This window comes from Bdellovibrio svalbardensis, assembly GCF_029531655.1.
GTDB lineage: Bacteria > Bdellovibrionota > Bdellovibrionia > Bdellovibrionales > Bdellovibrionaceae > Bdellovibrio > Bdellovibrio svalbardensis.
In genome coordinates, this window is record NZ_JANRMI010000001.1 from 332975 (window position 1) to 349774 (window position 16800).

Annotated in this window: 14 protein-coding genes; 5 read left to right on the plus strand and 9 right to left on the minus strand. The window is 46.6% G+C overall.

What is annotated here, in order from left to right; translation table 11 throughout:
- Positions 1 to 291: 291 nt before the first annotated feature.
- The gene (locus tag NWE73_RS01645; RefSeq protein ID WP_277576526.1) at positions 292 to 1629 is read left to right on the plus strand and encodes a sensor histidine kinase; all 1338 of its coding nucleotides are present in this window, start codon (positions 292 to 294) and stop codon (positions 1627 to 1629) included.
- A gap of 56 nt (positions 1630 to 1685) precedes the next feature.
- Here NWE73_RS01645 and NWE73_RS01650 read toward each other — a convergent pair whose 3' ends face one another.
- The 5 genes from NWE73_RS01650 to galU all read right to left on the minus strand — a co-directional run bounded on the left by NWE73_RS01650 (position 1686) and on the right by galU (position 7672).
- Positions 1686 to 2849, minus strand: a complete 1164-nt coding sequence (locus NWE73_RS01650; protein WP_277576527.1) for an FAD-dependent oxidoreductase — start codon at positions 2847 to 2849, stop codon at positions 1686 to 1688.
- 53 nt (positions 2850 to 2902) lie between these two features.
- Complete coding sequence (locus NWE73_RS01655; RefSeq protein ID WP_277576528.1) at positions 2903 to 3736, minus strand: CFI-box-CTERM domain-containing protein; 834 nt, start codon at positions 3734 to 3736, stop codon at positions 2903 to 2905.
- An 83-nt stretch (positions 3737 to 3819) separates the two neighbouring features.
- On the minus strand, positions 3820 to 5895 hold the full coding sequence (gene priA / locus NWE73_RS01660; protein ID WP_277576529.1) for a replication restart helicase PriA: 2076 nt from the start codon (positions 5893 to 5895) through the stop codon (positions 3820 to 3822).
- Positions 5892 to 6746: a hypothetical protein gene (locus NWE73_RS01665; RefSeq protein ID WP_277576530.1), complete on the minus strand. Its 855-nt coding sequence runs from the start codon at positions 6744 to 6746 to the stop codon at positions 5892 to 5894. Before NWE73_RS01665 ends, priA begins: the two co-directional genes overlap by 4 nt.
- A gap of 44 nt (positions 6747 to 6790) precedes the next feature.
- Positions 6791 to 7672: a UTP--glucose-1-phosphate uridylyltransferase GalU gene (galU, locus tag NWE73_RS01670; protein WP_277576531.1), complete on the minus strand. Its 882-nt coding sequence runs from the start codon at positions 7670 to 7672 to the stop codon at positions 6791 to 6793.
- Between the two features lie 131 nt (positions 7673 to 7803).
- Here galU and NWE73_RS01675 point away from each other — a divergent pair, with 131 nt between their 5' ends.
- Entirely contained in the window at positions 7804 to 9060 is a 1257-nt protein-coding gene (locus NWE73_RS01675; RefSeq protein WP_277576532.1) for a hypothetical protein, read from the plus strand.
- On the opposite strand, the gene NWE73_RS01680 is transcribed toward NWE73_RS01675, so the two are convergent.
- Positions 9057 to 10163 carry a M23 family metallopeptidase gene (locus NWE73_RS01680; RefSeq protein WP_277576533.1) on the minus strand — a complete coding sequence of 369 codons (1107 nt, stop codon included), beginning with the start codon at positions 10161 to 10163 and terminating at the stop codon, positions 9057 to 9059. The genes NWE73_RS01675 and NWE73_RS01680 overlap by 4 nt on opposite strands.
- On the opposite strand from NWE73_RS01680, the gene NWE73_RS01685 reads away from it, so the two are divergent.
- Positions 10162 to 10983: a PorV/PorQ family protein gene (locus NWE73_RS01685; RefSeq protein ID WP_277576534.1), complete on the plus strand. Its 822-nt coding sequence runs from the start codon at positions 10162 to 10164 to the stop codon at positions 10981 to 10983. The two genes, NWE73_RS01680 and NWE73_RS01685, sit on opposite strands and share 2 nt — an antisense overlap.
- Before the next feature lie 37 nt (positions 10984 to 11020).
- Entirely contained in the window at positions 11021 to 11149 is a 129-nt protein-coding gene (locus NWE73_RS01690) for a hypothetical protein (RefSeq protein WP_277576535.1), read from the plus strand.
- 136 nt (positions 11150 to 11285) lie between these two features.
- Here NWE73_RS01690 and NWE73_RS01695 read toward each other — a convergent pair whose 3' ends face one another.
- Entirely contained in the window at positions 11286 to 12728 is a 1443-nt protein-coding gene (locus NWE73_RS01695; RefSeq protein ID WP_277576536.1) for an energy transducer TonB, read from the minus strand.
- Between the two features lie 344 nt (positions 12729 to 13072).
- Between NWE73_RS01695 and NWE73_RS01700 the strand changes: the two genes are divergently transcribed.
- The gene (locus NWE73_RS01700; RefSeq protein WP_277576537.1) at positions 13073 to 14680 is read left to right on the plus strand and encodes a methyl-accepting chemotaxis protein; all 1608 of its coding nucleotides are present in this window, start codon (positions 13073 to 13075) and stop codon (positions 14678 to 14680) included.
- A 73-nt stretch (positions 14681 to 14753) separates the two neighbouring features.
- Here the strand turns inward: NWE73_RS01700 and nagZ are convergent, their stop codons facing one another.
- Together nagZ and NWE73_RS01710 are read right to left on the minus strand one after the other, a co-directional pair.
- Positions 14754 to 15866: a beta-N-acetylhexosaminidase gene (gene nagZ, locus NWE73_RS01705; RefSeq protein ID WP_277576538.1), complete on the minus strand. Its 1113-nt coding sequence runs from the start codon at positions 15864 to 15866 to the stop codon at positions 14754 to 14756.
- A 24-nt stretch (positions 15867 to 15890) separates the two neighbouring features.
- Entirely contained in the window at positions 15891 to 16751 is an 861-nt protein-coding gene (locus tag NWE73_RS01710) for a hypothetical protein (RefSeq protein WP_277576539.1), read from the minus strand.
- Between the last annotated feature and the right edge of the window lie 49 nt (positions 16752 to 16800).

Here is a 16800-nt window from a genome sequence, read left to right on the forward strand (position 1 = left end):
GCCAGCTTCTTTTTCTCGCCGGAAGACCCCCTTTTTCAGTACTTGGGGGACCAGTTGATGCTCTTGAGTGTGTTATTGTTGGTCTCACGGGATATCACAGCGTCCCACTCTGAGCAAGCAGTCTTTGTCAAACCCCGCACCGAGAGGGCTTAGGGGCGAACCTGTCTCGTCTTGAGGAGGTTGTATTACATCTTCTGGACTAATGTAAAAACTTGTTTAGACGTAAGGCGTTAGCCGCGATACTATTTGAGGTGCAATACAATCCCTAAGTTTGAACGTGATCGGAAGGGTATGAGGCAACGGCTTGGACTCGCAAAAAATAATCCCGAGATCAGGAAGATCTTTGATGAGCAATCATTTGAAATCTGCGCAAGAGTGGATCGGTCTTTTGCATTTTTGATGGGATTTCAATGGCTTGCAGCCATTTTGGTGGCATGGCTGGTCTCTCCCAACACTTGGTTGAGTGGTGTTGATCGAGTGCAGGAAAGCCTGGTTCTAGCATTTGTATTCGGCGGAATGTTCTCTCTCCCGGCCATATTCGCGTCCTACTTGGTTCCAGGGGAAAAAGCCACGCGCTACATAGTCGCAATCGGACAAATGCTTTTCTCTATCCTATTTATCCATTTAACGGGCGGCAGAATTGAAACCCATTTCCACGTCTTCGTCTCGTTGGCCTTTGTGGCCTTTTATAAAGATGTGGGTGTTCTGTGGGCGGCGGGGGCCATCATCCTGGCAGATCATATGATCCGTGGGGCCATCATGCCTCTCTCGGTCTATGGAGACATGAATAGCACCTATTGGCGTTGGATTGAACACGGTCTGTGGATCGCTTTCGAGAACATCGTGTTGTGGTTGGGTATACTTAAGGTTCGCGAAGAGCTGTGGGATATGGCGCGCTCAAAGTATGAGTTGATTCAAGCTAAGGACGAAGCGCAAAGGGCATCGGTTTTAAAATCCTCATTTATCAGTAATATGAGCCATGAAATTCGCACTCCACTTAACAGCATTATTGGTTTTGCAGATGTTTTGAATGATTCAGAACTCAATCAGGAACACAAAGAATACGCGAGCACCATCCATCGCTGTTCTGAATCTCTGTTGGTCTTAATTAATGATATTCTGGATATTTCCAAAATTGAAAATGGTCTTCTGGAAATAGATCGTCATCGTTTCAATGTTCATAAACTGCATGATGATGTTCAGAAAATGTTTTTAGTTCGGTGCCGCGAAAAGGGGCTTCACCTTGAAGTTAAATTGGATGAATCCATTCCCAAAATCGCAATCGGTGATTCGCATCGCATTCGTCAAGTCTTGGTGAATTTAATTGGAAATGCAGTGAAGTTTACCGATCGAGGTGGCGTGTTCGTGCAGGTGGAAAAAGACCAAGATCTTGAGCACACCTACAAGTGGAAAGTTCAGGATACAGGGGTCGGTATTGCGCCGGAAAGCCAGCACCAACTATTCAGAGCCTTTGTTCAAGGAAACGCCTCGGTGTCGCGCAATTATGGTGGCTCAGGCTTGGGCTTATTGATTTCAAAGAATCTAATCGAGCTGATGGGTGGGCGAATTTCTTTCGATAGTCAGCCTGGCGAAGGCTCGACTTTTTCATTTACTCTGAAGCTGGAATAAAAAAAGGGCGCAGTGGGCGCCCTTTGAAATTGAAAATCCAGTGGGGTTTTTCCGATTTACATCGAAGCTTCTTCGAGTTCGCTACCATGATCGGCTGAAACGTCCTCAGCGACTTGATTTGTGTGTAAGTCATCAACCTTGAAACCCAATGAAGCAACAATCATTTCAGCTTGCAGCAAAGAACCAACAAGATTTTTTTGTTCGTTCACTGTCGCGGAGGCAATCCAAAGATTTTCCAAGCTTGGAACAGTCATGTTCGCACTGAGTTTTATATCGCCATTGCCGGCAACGATAGGAGCAACAAAGATTCTTTCCAGCTTGATATCATTTAAGGCTTCAGGGTAAGCGCGTTTGATTTGGCGTTTAATTTTCTTCAAAGTCAGACCAACCACTTCGCTGTCTTCAGTCAATTCAGACTCAATGAAAGTCATCCATTGCGATGCTTGAAGGGTTTGACCTTCAACTTCAACCGCCGGAAGAAATCTTCCCGTGCAAGGACCAATTTCGTCTTGAGTTGTACCATTTAGAACATGCATTGTTGTTGCGTCTGTCACGGCTTTGCTGTGGCAGATATCAAGGCAAAGTGCAGTCCAGTAAGTATTTTTAGACAGCTTAGAGCGAGCACGGATTGAAATCGCATCTTCCGGAAGAAGAAGGGCCAAATCTTTTACAGTGCCAGCAAAAATAAAATTATGCGCATACAAAGTTTTAGAACCGTTGATAGTCAGGTGCGTGACCTTTTCGCCTTCTTGATGAAACTTTGTCACATAAGAGCGCGGCAAGAAATCACCTTTGAATTTTTGCAACAACAGGGGAGTCCACTGATGCGGTTCGACAGCGAGGTCGATTTTTTTGCTTGAAGTGAAGTAATTCAACTCTTCGTAGAAAGCGGGAGGATTTTCTCCGAAGCCCAGGAAAGTTTTAAATCCACCGGCTTCATAAGTGATCGGTGCTTCTTCTGAAACATCAGAAGCAATTTTGGTGTCTAAAAGAGTCTCTAGAAAGCGCAAAGCTTTTTCTGATAATACAGAATCAGGGACAAAACGAAGACCATTGTTGATAGGGCCTGTAGGGAAATTGATTTGTCTATTTGCGCCACCAGCAACGTCAGCTCCATCCAACAACGCGATATTGCTGGTTTCACGGCTAAGTGCTGCCGCGATGCTGAGTCCTGTTAATCCGCTTCCGATAATTGCATAGTCATAGATATGTTGAGCCATGCAAATACCTTCCTCAAAAGGGCTGGGGTTTGCAAGCCTCAAAGATGGAAAACTTAGCTAACGCATTTAATCAAAAGACGGAGAACGGCGCGCACTGCGGGTTTGAGCCAAGAGTGCTTATCCAGTAAGCAAGCAATGCGAGGAGAGATCTTGTAGTAAGCAAGAATGAAGCGGCGACCGACTAAAGAATTTTTCAGAGTAAAATCTCGGAAAACGCGCAGTTCTTGAACTTCAAGTGCCTGAGGGCCAAACGCAGAGGTTGCAATGAAGCAACGAGGGCGTTCTTTGTCCGACATTTTTAAGAACTGTTTTACGATATTTGGGTTTTTAGCCGTTCGCGTGAATGATTCAGCCTTTTTTATAATATCAGGATAAATAGGGGTGAACTGAATGAACATCGCCAGTTGTTTTGCCGCGTTCATCATCCGATCCTGGTACTTATCGTGAGTATCATAGATGCGCATGAGATCCCAGTAGACTGACGCGACCACAGTCAGCTCCGTCGTCCGCGCACTTTCTTTGAAAGCTTCGGGGCGAAGACGATCACCTTTTTTTACTTCAAAAACGATGTCCAAAATTTTTAGATATTTTTCATAGGAAATCGCTGCTTCAGAGTAAAGCTTTGAGCCCATGCACATGCGGGCTTTTTTAATCAACTGAACACGGCTTTTCCATAGTTGTAAACGATGCTGCTCACGAGCGCGTTCCTGCGCCATCAATACGCCACCGCTGCTTGTTGCAGCAGTTCGTTGAAGATCGGAAATACAACCAGCACACACTTGTGGTGGTAAATTGCTTTCGCCCGCCGCCTGAAGTTTGGAAACCAAATCAGGTGCCAGAGGGTGAAGCTCAGTAACTTGTATTCCGCAGCGCGGGCATTGAACCATTAACTAAAATCCTTACCGCAATGTAGCCCTACTCCAGCGACGCTTGAAAGTAGACCAGCCTAGATTCTAAAAAAGCTTCTGACTTAAAGCAAATTCATTGGATCAATGTCGACCAAGATCTTCACCCCGGAAGGTACCCACTCTTGGTCACCCAGAAGCTGTCTCGAAAATGGATTGGCGACGTTATTCTGACTTGTCTTCAAAAGAAGATGATAGCGAAATTGTCCGCGCAATTTTGAAAGTGGAGCCTCGGCAGGCCCCAAAACTTCCATAGACGAATACTGAGGGAATTGAGTCTTCAAACTCTGGGCTCTTCTGGCTAAAAGTCTTGCTGCCTCTTCAACTTTTCCAAGATGGGGACCTTGAATTCTGAACCCAACAAGGCGGCCGACTGGCGGATAATTGAGGGCTCCTCGGATACTGAGTTCGTTATTTGCGAAGCCTTCATAATCGTGATTGCGTGCGAAAGTGATACTTTCGTGTTCCGTATTGAAGGTCTGAATGATCACATAGCCCGGACTTTCGCCCTCTTTAACGTGACGTCCACTCCGACCACTCATTTGTGTGATCAACTGAAAGCTTCGTTCAGTGGCGCGGAAATCAGGAAGATTGAAGCCAACGTCTGCCAGTACAAGGCCGACAAGCTTCAGCTTGGGAAAATCCAAGCCCTTGGCAATCATCTGTGTGCCGACCAAAATATCAATCGCGCCGGTCTCCATGTCAGAAATGAGATCTTCCAAATCCGCTCTGCTTTGAATTTCATCACGATCGGCGCGAGCAATTCTTTTTCCAGGGAAAAGGCGTGAAAGATCTTTTTCCAAAAGTTCGGTACCAAGGCCGATGGCTTCCATCTCGCCCTCTTTGCAGTCAGGACAACGCGCCTTCATGTTTTCGTGATAGTCGCAATAGTGGCAGATCAAGTGAGAGCCGGCATGCAAGGTCAGCGAGATATCACAGTTCGGACATTCCCGAGTGTGTCCGCAAGCAGGGCACACCACCATCTGCGCCACGCCCCGGCGATTGAGGAACAAAGCCGCTTGATCACCTTGATCGAGCACTTCGTTCATTTTTTCAAACAGGGCAGGGCTTAGCCAAAAAGGCAGGTGAGAGTATTTTTCGATGATCAATTTTTGCTGGTCATCGTCCGCTTTCTGCTGGCGCAGATCAATCACTTCGATAGTGGGAAGGGCGCGACCCGCGACGCGATTTTTCAGAGTATGAAGATGATATTTTCCCTCTTGGGCGTTTTTCCAGGTTTCCAAACTGGGCGTTGCCGAGCCAAGAACGACGGGGCAATTCATCATCTTACCCATCATAACAGCGGCATCCCGGCCATTGTATTTTAATTTTTCATCTTGCTTGAAGCTCGGCTCGTGTTCCTCATCGACAATGATCAGCCCTAAATCTTCGATGGGACAAAACAGTGCAGAGCGGGCGCCGATAAGAATAGATTTTTTCCCATCGACCATGTCCCACCACTGATTGGTTTTCTCGCGCTCAGTAAGCTGAGAATGCATGGCTGCAATTTTATCGCCGAACCTGCGGGCGAAACGCTGCACGAGCTGTGGGGTGAGGGATATCTCTGGGACCAGAACTAAACCGCGCTTACCCTCTTTTAGAACCTTATCCAGCAGACGCAGATAAACTTCGGTTTTACCCGATCCGGTAACACCGAACAGAAGATGAGTTGAAAAGCCCGAATATTTCGAGATGCTTTCGAAGCAGGTACGTTGCTCGTCGGTGAGGTTTAACTCGGTGTCGGCGTCCAGTTGTGGAATCACCGGAGCGCGTTTGCTGGCGCGTTGCTTTTCAGTTTTTCGCAGTGGCGGAAAGGCCGATTGAACAACCTGACCTACGGGATGAAGATAGTAATTCCCCAACCATTCCAGCCAATTTACAAATGGAGCGGGAAGCGGGCGATACTCTTCATCGATGGAATCAATGCTTTTGATTTTAAATTCAGAGGCAGTTGCCGTGGGTGCAGCGGGGCCTAATACAAGACCCTTCACTTTTCTTTTTCCAAGTGGAACGTTGACAAGCTGACCGCGCTGCAAAGGTTCTGCATAACTATACGTTAGAGCCTCCGGAAGGGGGGCATCTACGGCGACTTTCCAAAGAGACTGGCTACCCTCCGACTTCGTCGGAGTAGGGTCGGTCATCGATACCTCGTATAGAACTCAATGATAGCGTCTTTAGCGGGCATTTTCTCAAGACCATCGAGTTTCAGGTTTGTATCCAATGAAGTCGGCTGGAAAAAGCTCACAGCCGTATTAGGGCGAGAAGCCACGCTGATTAAGCGAATATTGACGGTGTTATTGCCCCAGCGGATTGTGCGCGCGCGAGGATAATAGAGACCTTTGGCAAATTGATTGTAATTATCTGCCGTCATCTCAACTTGGCTTGGTAGGCGAAGTTTGCGAATGACGAATTGATCCTGTTCGATCCAAATTCCCGGATTGCCACTTTCTTGATCGACAGGCGTTGCTGTGCCCAACGCATAATTTGGCACGCCACCGGTGCGTGAGTAGCGAACCCATGATTCCGGTTCATATTTGAAATCTGTTCCTGATTTCGCAATGGCTTTTTTGTTGTAGGCCCCGTTTGGAATAATTTTGTAGTGGGCTAAGGTGTTCGCAAGATTTTCTGAGCTTCTAAAGTTTAAGAATTTCTCCAGGAATTCTTCAGGAAGTTTATCTGCCTTGCGATTGTTGTTAACTTGGCTCCAGCGCTGGCCACCGGTGTAGATGAACTGCAATTTGAAAGTGTTCTGCAATTCTTTAGTGCCCGTGACTGTCAGACGCATGGTGCGATCGCTGTCGATAAGCCAGGTTTCTTTCAAATGAAGGGTGTCTTCACCATTTGCAAACTGCACTTCTTGCTCGACGGCGTAGATTCCAGATCCTGCGTTTTCTGCGGTCTTTTGCAAGATCGTACGTGTTGGAATGATGTAAGCAGAAGCAAGAAGAGGTGCTAAGACCAAAGCAGCTGTTGTCATCCAGATTTTTTTCATAAGAACCTCTTTTATCTACGCTCCAATTTCGTTGGAGCCATTAATTAGAAACGTTTAACGAGTTCCTGAATATAAGCTTTTAAATCTTTATTAAGCTCGGGATTTTTCAATGCAAGTTCAATATTCGCTTGAAGGTATCCCAACTTATCGCCGGCATCATAGCGGTCTGCCGTGAAAGTCATCGCATTCAAACCCTTAACCTGGCAAAGAAGCTTCATGCTGTCGGTCAGCTGAATTTCTCCGTTCAATGTTGGCTTGGCATTTTGCAGGATATCCATAATCGCATTATCAAATACATAACGACCAGGCAGAGCCCAACGACTGGAAGTTTGCTCAGGCTTTGGTTTTTCAATCAAAGAAGTGACTTTGAAAAATCCGGATCTTTGCTCTTCAACTTCGGCGATACCGTACTTTGAAACATCTTTTTCACCAACCTTCATAACTGAGATCGTAGAAACATTTGTTTGCTCAAATGATTTTACAAGTTGTGACGTTACGCTGTCTTCGCCGTTTGCTTCCATAGTGATTTCGTCGCCCAAAAGCACGGCGAAAGGTTCTTTGCCGATAATAGGAAGTCCACAAAGGACGGCATGGCCTAAGCCCATCGCTTGTTTTTGGCGAATACTGATGATGTTTGCTTTGTCGCGAATCTTGGTGACTCGCTCAAGAAGTTTTTCTTTGCCGTCTTTGGCCAACTTGTCTTCAAGCTCGTACGAAGTATCAAAGAAGTCTTCAATGGCATGCTTTCCACGCCCTGCGATCAGGACGATGTCTTCGATCCCGGCCTTCACGGCTTCTTCGACCACATAGAGAATGATGGGAGCGTCCACGATTGTGAGCATCTCCTTAGGAACTGTTTTTGTGGCCGGAAGGAATCGAGTCCCTAGACCTGCTGCTGGAATAATGGCTTTTTTTACTTTTGACATCCCTATATAAATCTCAAACGTTTCATTCTAAGACAAGTCATATTGAGTCTTGTCTTAACATGAGAACAGGGTTGTGTTTTATCAACAAGAATCCGATGAGCATGTTAGTCTAGAGTTCGGGGGAACAGTCCATGAAAGTACGTTTTAATAAAACGACCTTGCGTGCGTTTGGAGCATTCGTCGCTTCTGGCATTCTTGTCGTGTCGTTTCAAAACTGCGGAAAAGCGGGTTTTGACTCGTCACTGGACGGCGAATTGAGCTCGGGAGCCGTCGATGCGGCGCTCTCAGCGAAATATGGATCTAATGTTGGCAGCAAAGTAGCTACCATTCCCTTTGCTTTTGACGGTGGATTTGACCAAATCACATATAATTCTTGTGCAGAATCGACTCTTGCCGGCAATACGGCCTTCTTTTCACTAAAAGCAGGTGCTTACGAAACGATGGGCATAAAGCTCACTGATGATTTCTTCAATTATGTGAGTGAGGCCAACGGTTTTAAGCCAAATTATCCTGCAACAACGATCAGCACCGCCCAATATGCTGAGTATCTGGCAGATTCCCCGATCAATAAGGATGCAATTCCAAATGCAGCGATCCGCTCCAGATCGAATCTGTTTAACGTCTACTCAGCAAATACGACGGTGACTCTGGGATCAGACGTTATCGGAATGGTCAGTAATCTGACGGACTCTTTGGTGATGGACTCGGTCACGACAAAATCGAACTCATACACTCGTTATTTCCCGTTTTCTCCTGATAACAGAAATGTTGAAGCAACCTTGTATTTTAATAAAGACCAGGGCGTTGCTGAAGGTTTCCGTAAGGTCCTCATTGGTGACGGTGTTCTTTCATTCACTTACTTGAGTAGTGCAGCGGATCCGAATTTAATCCGCGGGCCAAGCAGTGCCTCGCCAGCGAAAACAGCATACGGCAAGGGATACAATCTTTCGTTTAGCAGAACAAACACATATGGGAACTCGCCAGCTAACGTACTGACTGCGATCACTGAAACGAATCTTCAGAACGGTCAAGGTGTGGCTGCGTGGAATTGCAGCCGCAGATATAAAGTATTTAGAAGAGCCGATGTGGCGTCATGTCCTCCGTTGACTGACGCAAATATGGCCGATGCAGCTGTACGTCGTGAGTTGGATATTGCTCGCCGTCAATTGCGCGGAGATCAATGGGATATCAATCCGATTCTTCGCTGTGCAATCCCTAAGGATAACGTCTCTTGCTACAATGAAGAGCTCGTCAACGGTGCGCCTGCAGGCGTAGAGTATACTGACGGAGCCGCTTGCTTTAATCCATTGGTGCAAGCGGGTAATTATGGCGGAACGATTCCAGTTAAAAGATGCGCCAACTATATCACGGTTTGCACGCGTTTCTAGTTTCTGGCAACGCGCGCTGCAAGTTGTTCCTGCATATGATACGGATAAGATTTGATGTAATTTAAAGGGTCGACCATTCGGCCCTTATTTTTTACCGCAAAATGTAAATGGGCTCTGGTGCAATAACCCGTGCATCCCACTTCGGCAATTTTATCTCCCGCCGCAACCTTCAAGCCTTGGCGAATTTTTCTATCAATTTTGTAGAGATGATCGTAAGCCGTTTCCATTCCGTTGGAATGAAGCAGGACAATATAGTTTCCAGCGGCATGGTTGTTACCGTATCTGACGACCACACCTTTTCTGGCAGCCAAGACGGCTTCACCCACGGGCAGCTCGAAATCCACACCCAAATGAGGCTGGCGTCTGCCCGTGATCGGGTGCAGACGATTCGGTTGGAAGGTGCTCGCAATTTTTAGGTAATTGACAGGAGCATAGAGTGGGCGTTTTTCCAGAAGATCATCGCTGTTGAAGAAGACCCCGCCATCACTATTGCGCACGAAGCGCTTATGCACATCCCGGCCATCAATCTCCAGGGAGGTCTGCATGATTTCACCGTAAGTAATGAAGTGTCCGCCCTCATATTTCTTTTGTACCGTGAACCAATAACGAGCGCCGCGCTTTAGATGCTTGGCCGTGCGGATATCAAAAACATAAGCATCGGTGAAACGGCTCGCTACAAAATTGCTGTCCACTTTGGCAAGAACACTTCCCAGAATAGATCCATGAATACGCCCTTCAATGCGCTCCAAGGTGACCTTGTAATTAGGGGAGTAGGGCGTCGCAGTGACTTTGCCATTGGCTTTCAAAATCTTGAAGGCCGCCCGGGTTTGGGAGTCATACATGCGAAGCTCCGTTTCGCCTTTTTCTTTGCGCACCAGATATTTAGTATCCAAAGTGAGGAACAGGCTGCGAAGTTTGGCGCTGCTACCCAAAACAATCTCGCGCTCGCGAGCGGAAAAGCCGTTTTTCATCAGGATTGAAATCAGCGTGTCACCGGAACGGATGGGTTTTGCAGTAAAGTTGTTGGCGGCGGCCTGGACCGATGGGTAGTATGTGCATGCAACAACAATGGCACACACAATTCGTGCGAGGTGAATCATCATGCTCCGTCCTTTGAGCTTATTAAAACTTCCTGTTTTATTTCTTGTTTATCTTAGCGTGAACACAGCCTCTGCCCAAGTTTATAAGTCCTCAGCGTCGACTGCGACCGGTGGAACTGGACGTGCGGCCATAGAGCCGGGCGATGTTCTTTTGTTAAATCCCGCGACGTTGCCACATCTCAAGGGACGTTTTCTTGTGGGTTCATTTGCGAAGGACGACCTTGTTGCCAGCTTGAGTGACAATACTGAAGAAAGCGCTTTGCCCGCGGGCTTTTCATTCGTGCAAAAAAAATCGGACACATCCTTTGGTGAATTAAAGCAGCAAGATCTGGCTGTGACTTTGGCAGAATTCATCGTCAACAAATGGTCGGTCGGATTGACGATTCACTATTTGGAACAAAAAATTCCTAACGCTTCTTACACGCAAACGAACGCTGACTTGGGATTTATGTACACGCCAAAGGCGAATATTGGCTTGGGTTTGGTCGTTTATAATGCGTTCGGAGAGAAAGACACCGTTCCCAAAGAGTTTCGTGAAAAAACCTCAGTCGTCGGTGGGGTGAACTATATTTACCGAGATTCGATGCGATTCCGCTTCGATGCGAGCTCCGAGTCGTTTTTTGGGGTCGGTTTGGAGACTTATTTGAATAAATTCCTTATTACCCGCTTTGGTTACTCGGATGATACGGACGATAAAAGACAGCTTTTGAGCGCCGGATTCGGTTTTAATGGACCTAGGTTCCAAATCAACTACGCCTACCAGGGAAATACGCAAAAGTCGGGGGATTACAGGCATTCGGTTGACTTGGTGATTCCGTTTTGATAACTAACTCTCTCTGTCAAAATCTTCGGGGGTTAACATGGCTTCTAAAACTAAAAAAACTGAGTACATTCGCGAGAAGAAAAAATCTACTAGCGGCAAAAAGCGTAAAGCTGCTGTTCGCACAAACGGAACTACGAAGTCTGCAAAGACTCTTTTCAAAGACTAGTCTAAAAGACTAATTTCGTAGAGATTTTAAGTATTTAGAAATAAAAAAGCCTTTGGTCATTTGGCCAAAGGCTTTTTCCTTTTGTATTTTCACTCGAAACTTCAATGAGATTTTCGAGTGATTTTCTGTCGGATTTCTATCGCTGGCTCACGGCCGTTCTTAAACGACCGCCATCTTCCTGCATTCCACCTTTAAGGTCCCAACGGAATGGAAGTTCAACCCAACCTTCTTGGCCTGGGTAAAAACGCCATTTCTTCAGGGCGTTCAAAGTTTTCATGTCTAAATTCTGGAAGCCTGTTGATTTTCTCAACTGGAATCTTGTCACGTAGCCTTCTTTAGTCACATACGCCACATAAGTCAGTTGACCAGCATCACCGCGACGACGTTCTTCGCGATCATATTGTGGACGTGGATTGCCAGGCATTTGGCGAAGTTGATCAAGACTGCGGACTCCAGTTGGTGATCCTGCCACTTGAGTTCCCGCTGCATTTGAACCGTTATTGCCAGCTCCAGCACCTTGTTCTTGCCCGCGACCATTGCCGCCGCCGCCAAGTCCCGCTTTTCTAGCATTAGCTGCTGCGGCTGCACGAGCTGCATTTTCACGAGCTGCCGCCTCGTGAGCGGCCAGGGCTGCAGCGTTTGCGCGCTCAGAAGCAATCGCTGAAGCAATTGCTTTGGCGTTGTTCTTACGCATCGATTGTTGAAGAGCGGCGAAGCGTGCCGCATCTTCCTTATTTTGATCATCAATAGATTTCAATTCATCATCTTGCTCGGCCGCTAAAGCAGAGGCCATCGCATCCATCTTCGATTTCTCACTGGCAAGAGCTTGTTTGTGAGATCTATCAATATTTGCGAAGTCCTCATTGAAATCTTCATTTAAGTCAGAGCGAACGTTTGCTTTTGCAAAGTCACCCTGATCAAGTTCTGGAGCTTCGATATCATCAATCGTCATGGGAACTGCTTTGAAGTTGGTCTTAGGTGCGATACTGCGAGCGGCTTTTGCTCCCGCGATTTGAGCTTTCGGTGAAGCAGCTTTGTTCGCTTTAGTCGCCTTCGCCATTTTTGTCGCCTTAGCATGCTTCGAGGCGACGATTACATCACCCGGGCCACCAACATCTTTCGCTGCAGCCGCCGGTGCTGGAGCGGGAGTGGAAGGAGTGGGTTTTGACTCAGCAATAACAGGAGTGCCTCCTTGCGTGGGAGTCACTTTGGCGCCGCGAGCTTGGAGGCGAGGAGCAGGTGTATCTTCAAGTTCAATAGTGATTGTTTCGGTTTTAACTTCTTCCACCAATGGCACGCTCATCATAGCAATCGCTAAAATCGCAGCCGCATGGATGGCCATCGACATCGTCATATAGCGAGAAGTCTTGCTTTGTTCGGGTTCGGTGTGGGCCATTCTCCAAGTATGATAATCCATTGCCGAGGAACCTTGGTTGATGGGATGGTCCGCGGAAGCCTTTGGGGTGTTGATAGCCTGCTGGTTGGCTTGCTTTTCTTCGCTGAAATTCATCGAAGGCATTTCAAACAGACTTAGCTGATTTTCGTGGTTTTCTTCACCACTCTTTAGATCAAAACCCATAAATACTCCTCTGGCATAAGAGGAAGCATTATCAATTCCTAGGCCATGTGCAGAGGGCCTAGGTTTCAGCTGATAGGGATGGGACAGGTAATTAATTCAGGGATGTTCGGGCGTTTGTCAGTCAGACGTCTGTTTCAAAATGGTTTCAAAAATCGATCAAATTTGTTCCGTGATATTCCGGCATATCAGTAAAGATTTGAGATCAAATGTATTTGATTTGGTCGAGGATTGTAAAAACTTAATAAAACAACAAAGTCAAAGACGTAAAGGGCATATGAAGAGTGTTCGATAAGGTGGTGTGAGTTTTTTAACAAGTATCAACTTTTAGAGAGCGAGGCCTGTACATGCTTAAGTTAAACTTGCGTCTGAAATTGCTTATTTTGAACATAAGTATTGCGATGGTCGCTGTCCTGGTGGCCGCCATGGCCTACTGGGGTGGTCACCAAACTCAAGAGAAGTACGAATCTGTGGCCCGAGGTGTTCTGGATGATGTTATTGCGGTCGATCAGACATTTTTGGATTTTAGAGAAACGCGCATAGGCCTTAGATCACTGGGAATTGAAGGCGTTACGGCTCAGCAGGGAGCTGCCGCCAAAAAACAAGCGGTGGATGCTGTCGCCAGCGTGGATGCTCAGTTGGCAAAACTAAATCGTTCGGATCTATCACCAAATCAAAAAAAACTTGTTGATGAGGTTAGTACATCTTGGGCTTCTTTCAAGAAGACAGGGGTTGAGATCTTTGCGCTTTATGACAGTGGGACACCTCAAGACAGAACCCGTCTTATAGGAATCTTTTTTAAAGAATGTCCGGAAGCTGCTACGGAGTTTTTAGGACGTATTGAAAAGCTCAGAAATTTTTTAGCTGAAGAGCAGAAAGTATGGGTCGCAGAGGCCCGCGCTACAGCTGACTTCAACAATCGGCTGCTTGCAATTATATCGATTATTGGAGTTATCTTAGGATTGTCATGTGCGGTGTTGTACGCTGCTAAGTTATCTAAAGAACTTCATCGTGTGACAGAAGATTTAGCCGGAGGATCAAAACAGGTCGCGGAAGCTGCAGGTCAGATTGCCACCACATCGACGACTCTATCTCAATCTTCAGTGAATCAAGCTGGCTCATTGCAAGAGTCTGTATCAACCATTGAAGAGCTGACGGCGACAGTAAAGTTGAATTCAGAGAACGCAAAGCAAGCTTCTGTTTTGGCGAGCTCGACACGCGATATGGCTTTGAAAGGCGAGCGAGATATCAAGGCACTTATTGAATCCATCAATAGTGTTTCTATGGATTCCAAGAAAATTGCTGAGATCACCACGGTGATTGACGATATCGCCTTTCAGACAAATTTGTTGGCATTGAATGCGGCTGTTGAAGCTGCTCGGGCCGGAGAGCAAGGGAAAGGCTTTGCGGTAGTTGCTGAAGCGGTAAGAAATTTAGCCCAGAGAAGTGCAGAGTCAGCAAAGAATATTGCTTCTTTGATTGATGCCAGCGTAGAGCGCATTGGAAAGAGCGCCCAGCAGGCAAATCAAAGCGGTGAAGTGCTTACAGAGATTGTTAATTCAGTGAAGAAAGTTTCCGACCTCAATGGAGAGATTGCAACGGCAAGTGAAGAGCAATCAAATGGCATTGTTCAAATCAGCAAGGCCATGAATCAATTAGACGGCGTCACACAACAAAATGCAGCTGCATCTGAAGAAGCGGCCGCAACAGCAGAAGAACTTTCAGCGCAATCAGCGGTGTTGTTGAAAAACGTGCGTTCGCTGGATGAATTGGTTACAGGGGAAAGTCATATTGAGATTGATTCATCACCGCAGGCAATGAATCACGCATCTTCCCAGGGTGCGAAGGTCGTTAGTTTTAGAAAGAGCTCTTCTCAGGTAGCTAAATCTCAGTTCGTAATTCCTTTTGACGATGCTGAGGCTTCTCGCAAAGTGGGTACGACAAAGTGGTTTTAAAACAGATCTCCAAGAGCGCCTGACTCGCCGAGTGAAGCAAAAGGTGCCAGGCACCTTTTGCGGGTGGGCGTCTTTACTCCGGTAGAAGTCCTTCTGGCATCACACCGTTGGCAATGGCGGTCGCCACCTTCAAATTATCGGGGCTGCCAATAATTTTGATCGCTTCCTCAAGAGGAAGGGGATCAGGATGTGAGATTTTGATTTTTTTGAAATCAAGAATCTTTCGGTGAGTCGCTTCGAGTTCTGCTTTATCTAATGAGCCCTGTGCAACGGCTCCCAAAATCGCTTCAACAGCTTGAGGTGGAACTTCCGGTTCATTGCAGTACAAAAGTAGCTCTGCACCGGCTTTGAGCGCACGCACCGGGATTTCCTCGACGCCAAAGTGAGCTGACATTGCCTTCATTCCTAAATCATCTGTGATGACAAGGCCGCGATAGCGGCATTCTTCTCTGATAATCTTTTTGATGAAGATCTCTGATAAAGTTACCGGCCAATCAGGGTCAATCTTCGGGAATTTAATATGCGAAGTCATGACCATGTCGACGCGGGATTTGAAAGTTTTTTTGAAAGGGATTAGTTCAAGGCTTTCAAGACGCTCCAGATCCAAATTCTCAACTGGTAAATCATAATGACTGTCTACGATCGTGTTGCCATGACCAGGGAAGTGCTTTGCACAAGTGATGATGTCAGCTTTGATATAGCCACGCACCAAGGCTGAAGCATGGCGTGCCACTTTTTCCGGATCATCGCTGATCGAGCGATCGCCGATGACTGTGTTTGCTGAATTCGTAAAAATATCTACGCACGGTGCGAAGTCCAAGTTGATACCAACCGCTTTTAGCTCTTGTCCCATGCGATTTGCAAAGTGGAAAGAAGCTGTGGGTGCATCAAGCTCGCCCAGACGTCTTAGTGGTGGCCAGATGGTGAATGGAGCTTTAAGACGATGAACACGGCCGCCCTCCATATCAATGCCAATGAAAAGCGGTGCTTTATCTGCTTGTTGAAAACGGAGGGATTGAATTTCTGCGCAGAGATCGCGAACTTGTTTTGGATCTGCGACATTGCGGCCGAAAAGACAGATGCCGCCAATATTATTCTCTACGATGAATTGTTTTTCATCTTTGGTAAGGGCATGACCGGAGATGCCGATAAACATGTGCTGACCAATGATTGAATTAATGCTCATGGAGTATTCCTTTACTAACTGAATTTACTGGCTGTCTTTTTCAGGTTGAGCTTTCAGGTTGATTCCTTCGCCTTGAGGAACACCCATTTGCTTTCCGGGTTGAACTGCAGGTTTTGATTTTTGGGATTGCGCGATCACGTTTTGCTGGCCGGTGGGTACTGATGCAAAAAGTGTTTTTAAGATCGTGCTGCTGTAAGGCTGTCCGGTGGTGGCATCATTGGGAGTCGCAACAAGCTCCGTTGTCACTCCTTGCCCCATGGCGTTGGTGCCAAGAACTTCACCGCGTTCGTTGACGTAACTCAAGAACTTGCTGTCTTTGAAGGTGTTCAAGATCTTGAAAGCTTTAAAGCCGTTGTAGGTTTCTTCTTTGCCCACCAAGGCTTGGCCTTTGTAAATGCCACCATCTTCTTCGGCTATGGCTTGATACTCATACTTTGTTTCCGAGCGCAGGCCATCTTTGCTTTTGAGCATCAGGTAAACCAAGAAAGTGGAAAGGAAAGTTCCTTTGGGAATCTTCTTTTCAAAACGCTGAATCTTACCGTTGGTTTTAACTACAGCACTGAGGTTTCCTGCCTTGAAACGAGCGTCGATGGTTTTGACTTCTTTGCCCGCAAGACTTGTGTATTCGTAAGAGATAGGAGCCAGTTCAGAATCGGCAACGGCCTTCAAACTTTCGGTAACTTCCGAAGAGCCTTTTCCTGTTTTCAGAATGTACGTGGATAGGAACTGTTTTTTCTTAGCGTCGAATTCATAACGGCTGACGATATAGCCGATGTGTTGGTCCCCGGCTAGAATCTTGGAATATCCTTCGAAAAGCACATCAGCATGGGAGCTGAGTGGCAAAAGCAGGATAGATAAAATGAATGCAAAATACGTACGGACCATAGTCGAGTTCCCTTCGTAGAACTATGCAAGAAAGTCTGTCATCTCACTA

Coding starts and splice junctions, on each gene's coding strand:
- NWE73_RS01645 (WP_277576526.1), top strand. CDS start 292: ATGAGGCAACGGCTTGGACTCGCAAAAAATAATCCCGAGATCAGGAAG.
- NWE73_RS01650 (WP_277576527.1), bottom strand. CDS start 2,849: ATGGCTCAACATATCTATGACTATGCAATTATCGGAAGCGGATTAACA.
- NWE73_RS01655 (WP_277576528.1), bottom strand. CDS start 3,736: ATGGTTCAATGCCCGCGCTGCGGAATACAAGTTACTGAGCTTCACCCT.
- priA (WP_277576529.1), bottom strand. CDS start 5,895: ATGACCGACCCTACTCCGACGAAGTCGGAGGGTAGCCAGTCTCTTTGG.
- NWE73_RS01665 (WP_277576530.1), bottom strand. CDS start 6,746: ATGAAAAAAATCTGGATGACAACAGCTGCTTTGGTCTTAGCACCTCTT.
- galU (WP_277576531.1), bottom strand. CDS start 7,672: ATGTCAAAAGTAAAAAAAGCCATTATTCCAGCAGCAGGTCTAGGGACT.
- NWE73_RS01675 (WP_277576532.1), top strand. CDS start 7,804: ATGAAAGTACGTTTTAATAAAACGACCTTGCGTGCGTTTGGAGCATTC.
- NWE73_RS01685 (WP_277576534.1), top strand. CDS start 10,162: ATGCTCCGTCCTTTGAGCTTATTAAAACTTCCTGTTTTATTTCTTGTT.
- NWE73_RS01680 (WP_277576533.1), bottom strand. CDS start 10,163: ATGATGATTCACCTCGCACGAATTGTGTGTGCCATTGTTGTTGCATGC.
- NWE73_RS01690 (WP_277576535.1), top strand. CDS start 11,021: ATGGCTTCTAAAACTAAAAAAACTGAGTACATTCGCGAGAAGAAAAAA.
- NWE73_RS01695 (WP_277576536.1), bottom strand. CDS start 12,728: ATGGGTTTTGATCTAAAGAGTGGTGAAGAAAACCACGAAAATCAGCTA.
- NWE73_RS01700 (WP_277576537.1), top strand. CDS start 13,073: ATGCTTAAGTTAAACTTGCGTCTGAAATTGCTTATTTTGAACATAAGT.
- nagZ (WP_277576538.1), bottom strand. CDS start 15,866: ATGAGCATTAATTCAATCATTGGTCAGCACATGTTTATCGGCATCTCC.
- NWE73_RS01710 (WP_277576539.1), bottom strand. CDS start 16,751: ATGGTCCGTACGTATTTTGCATTCATTTTATCTATCCTGCTTTTGCCA.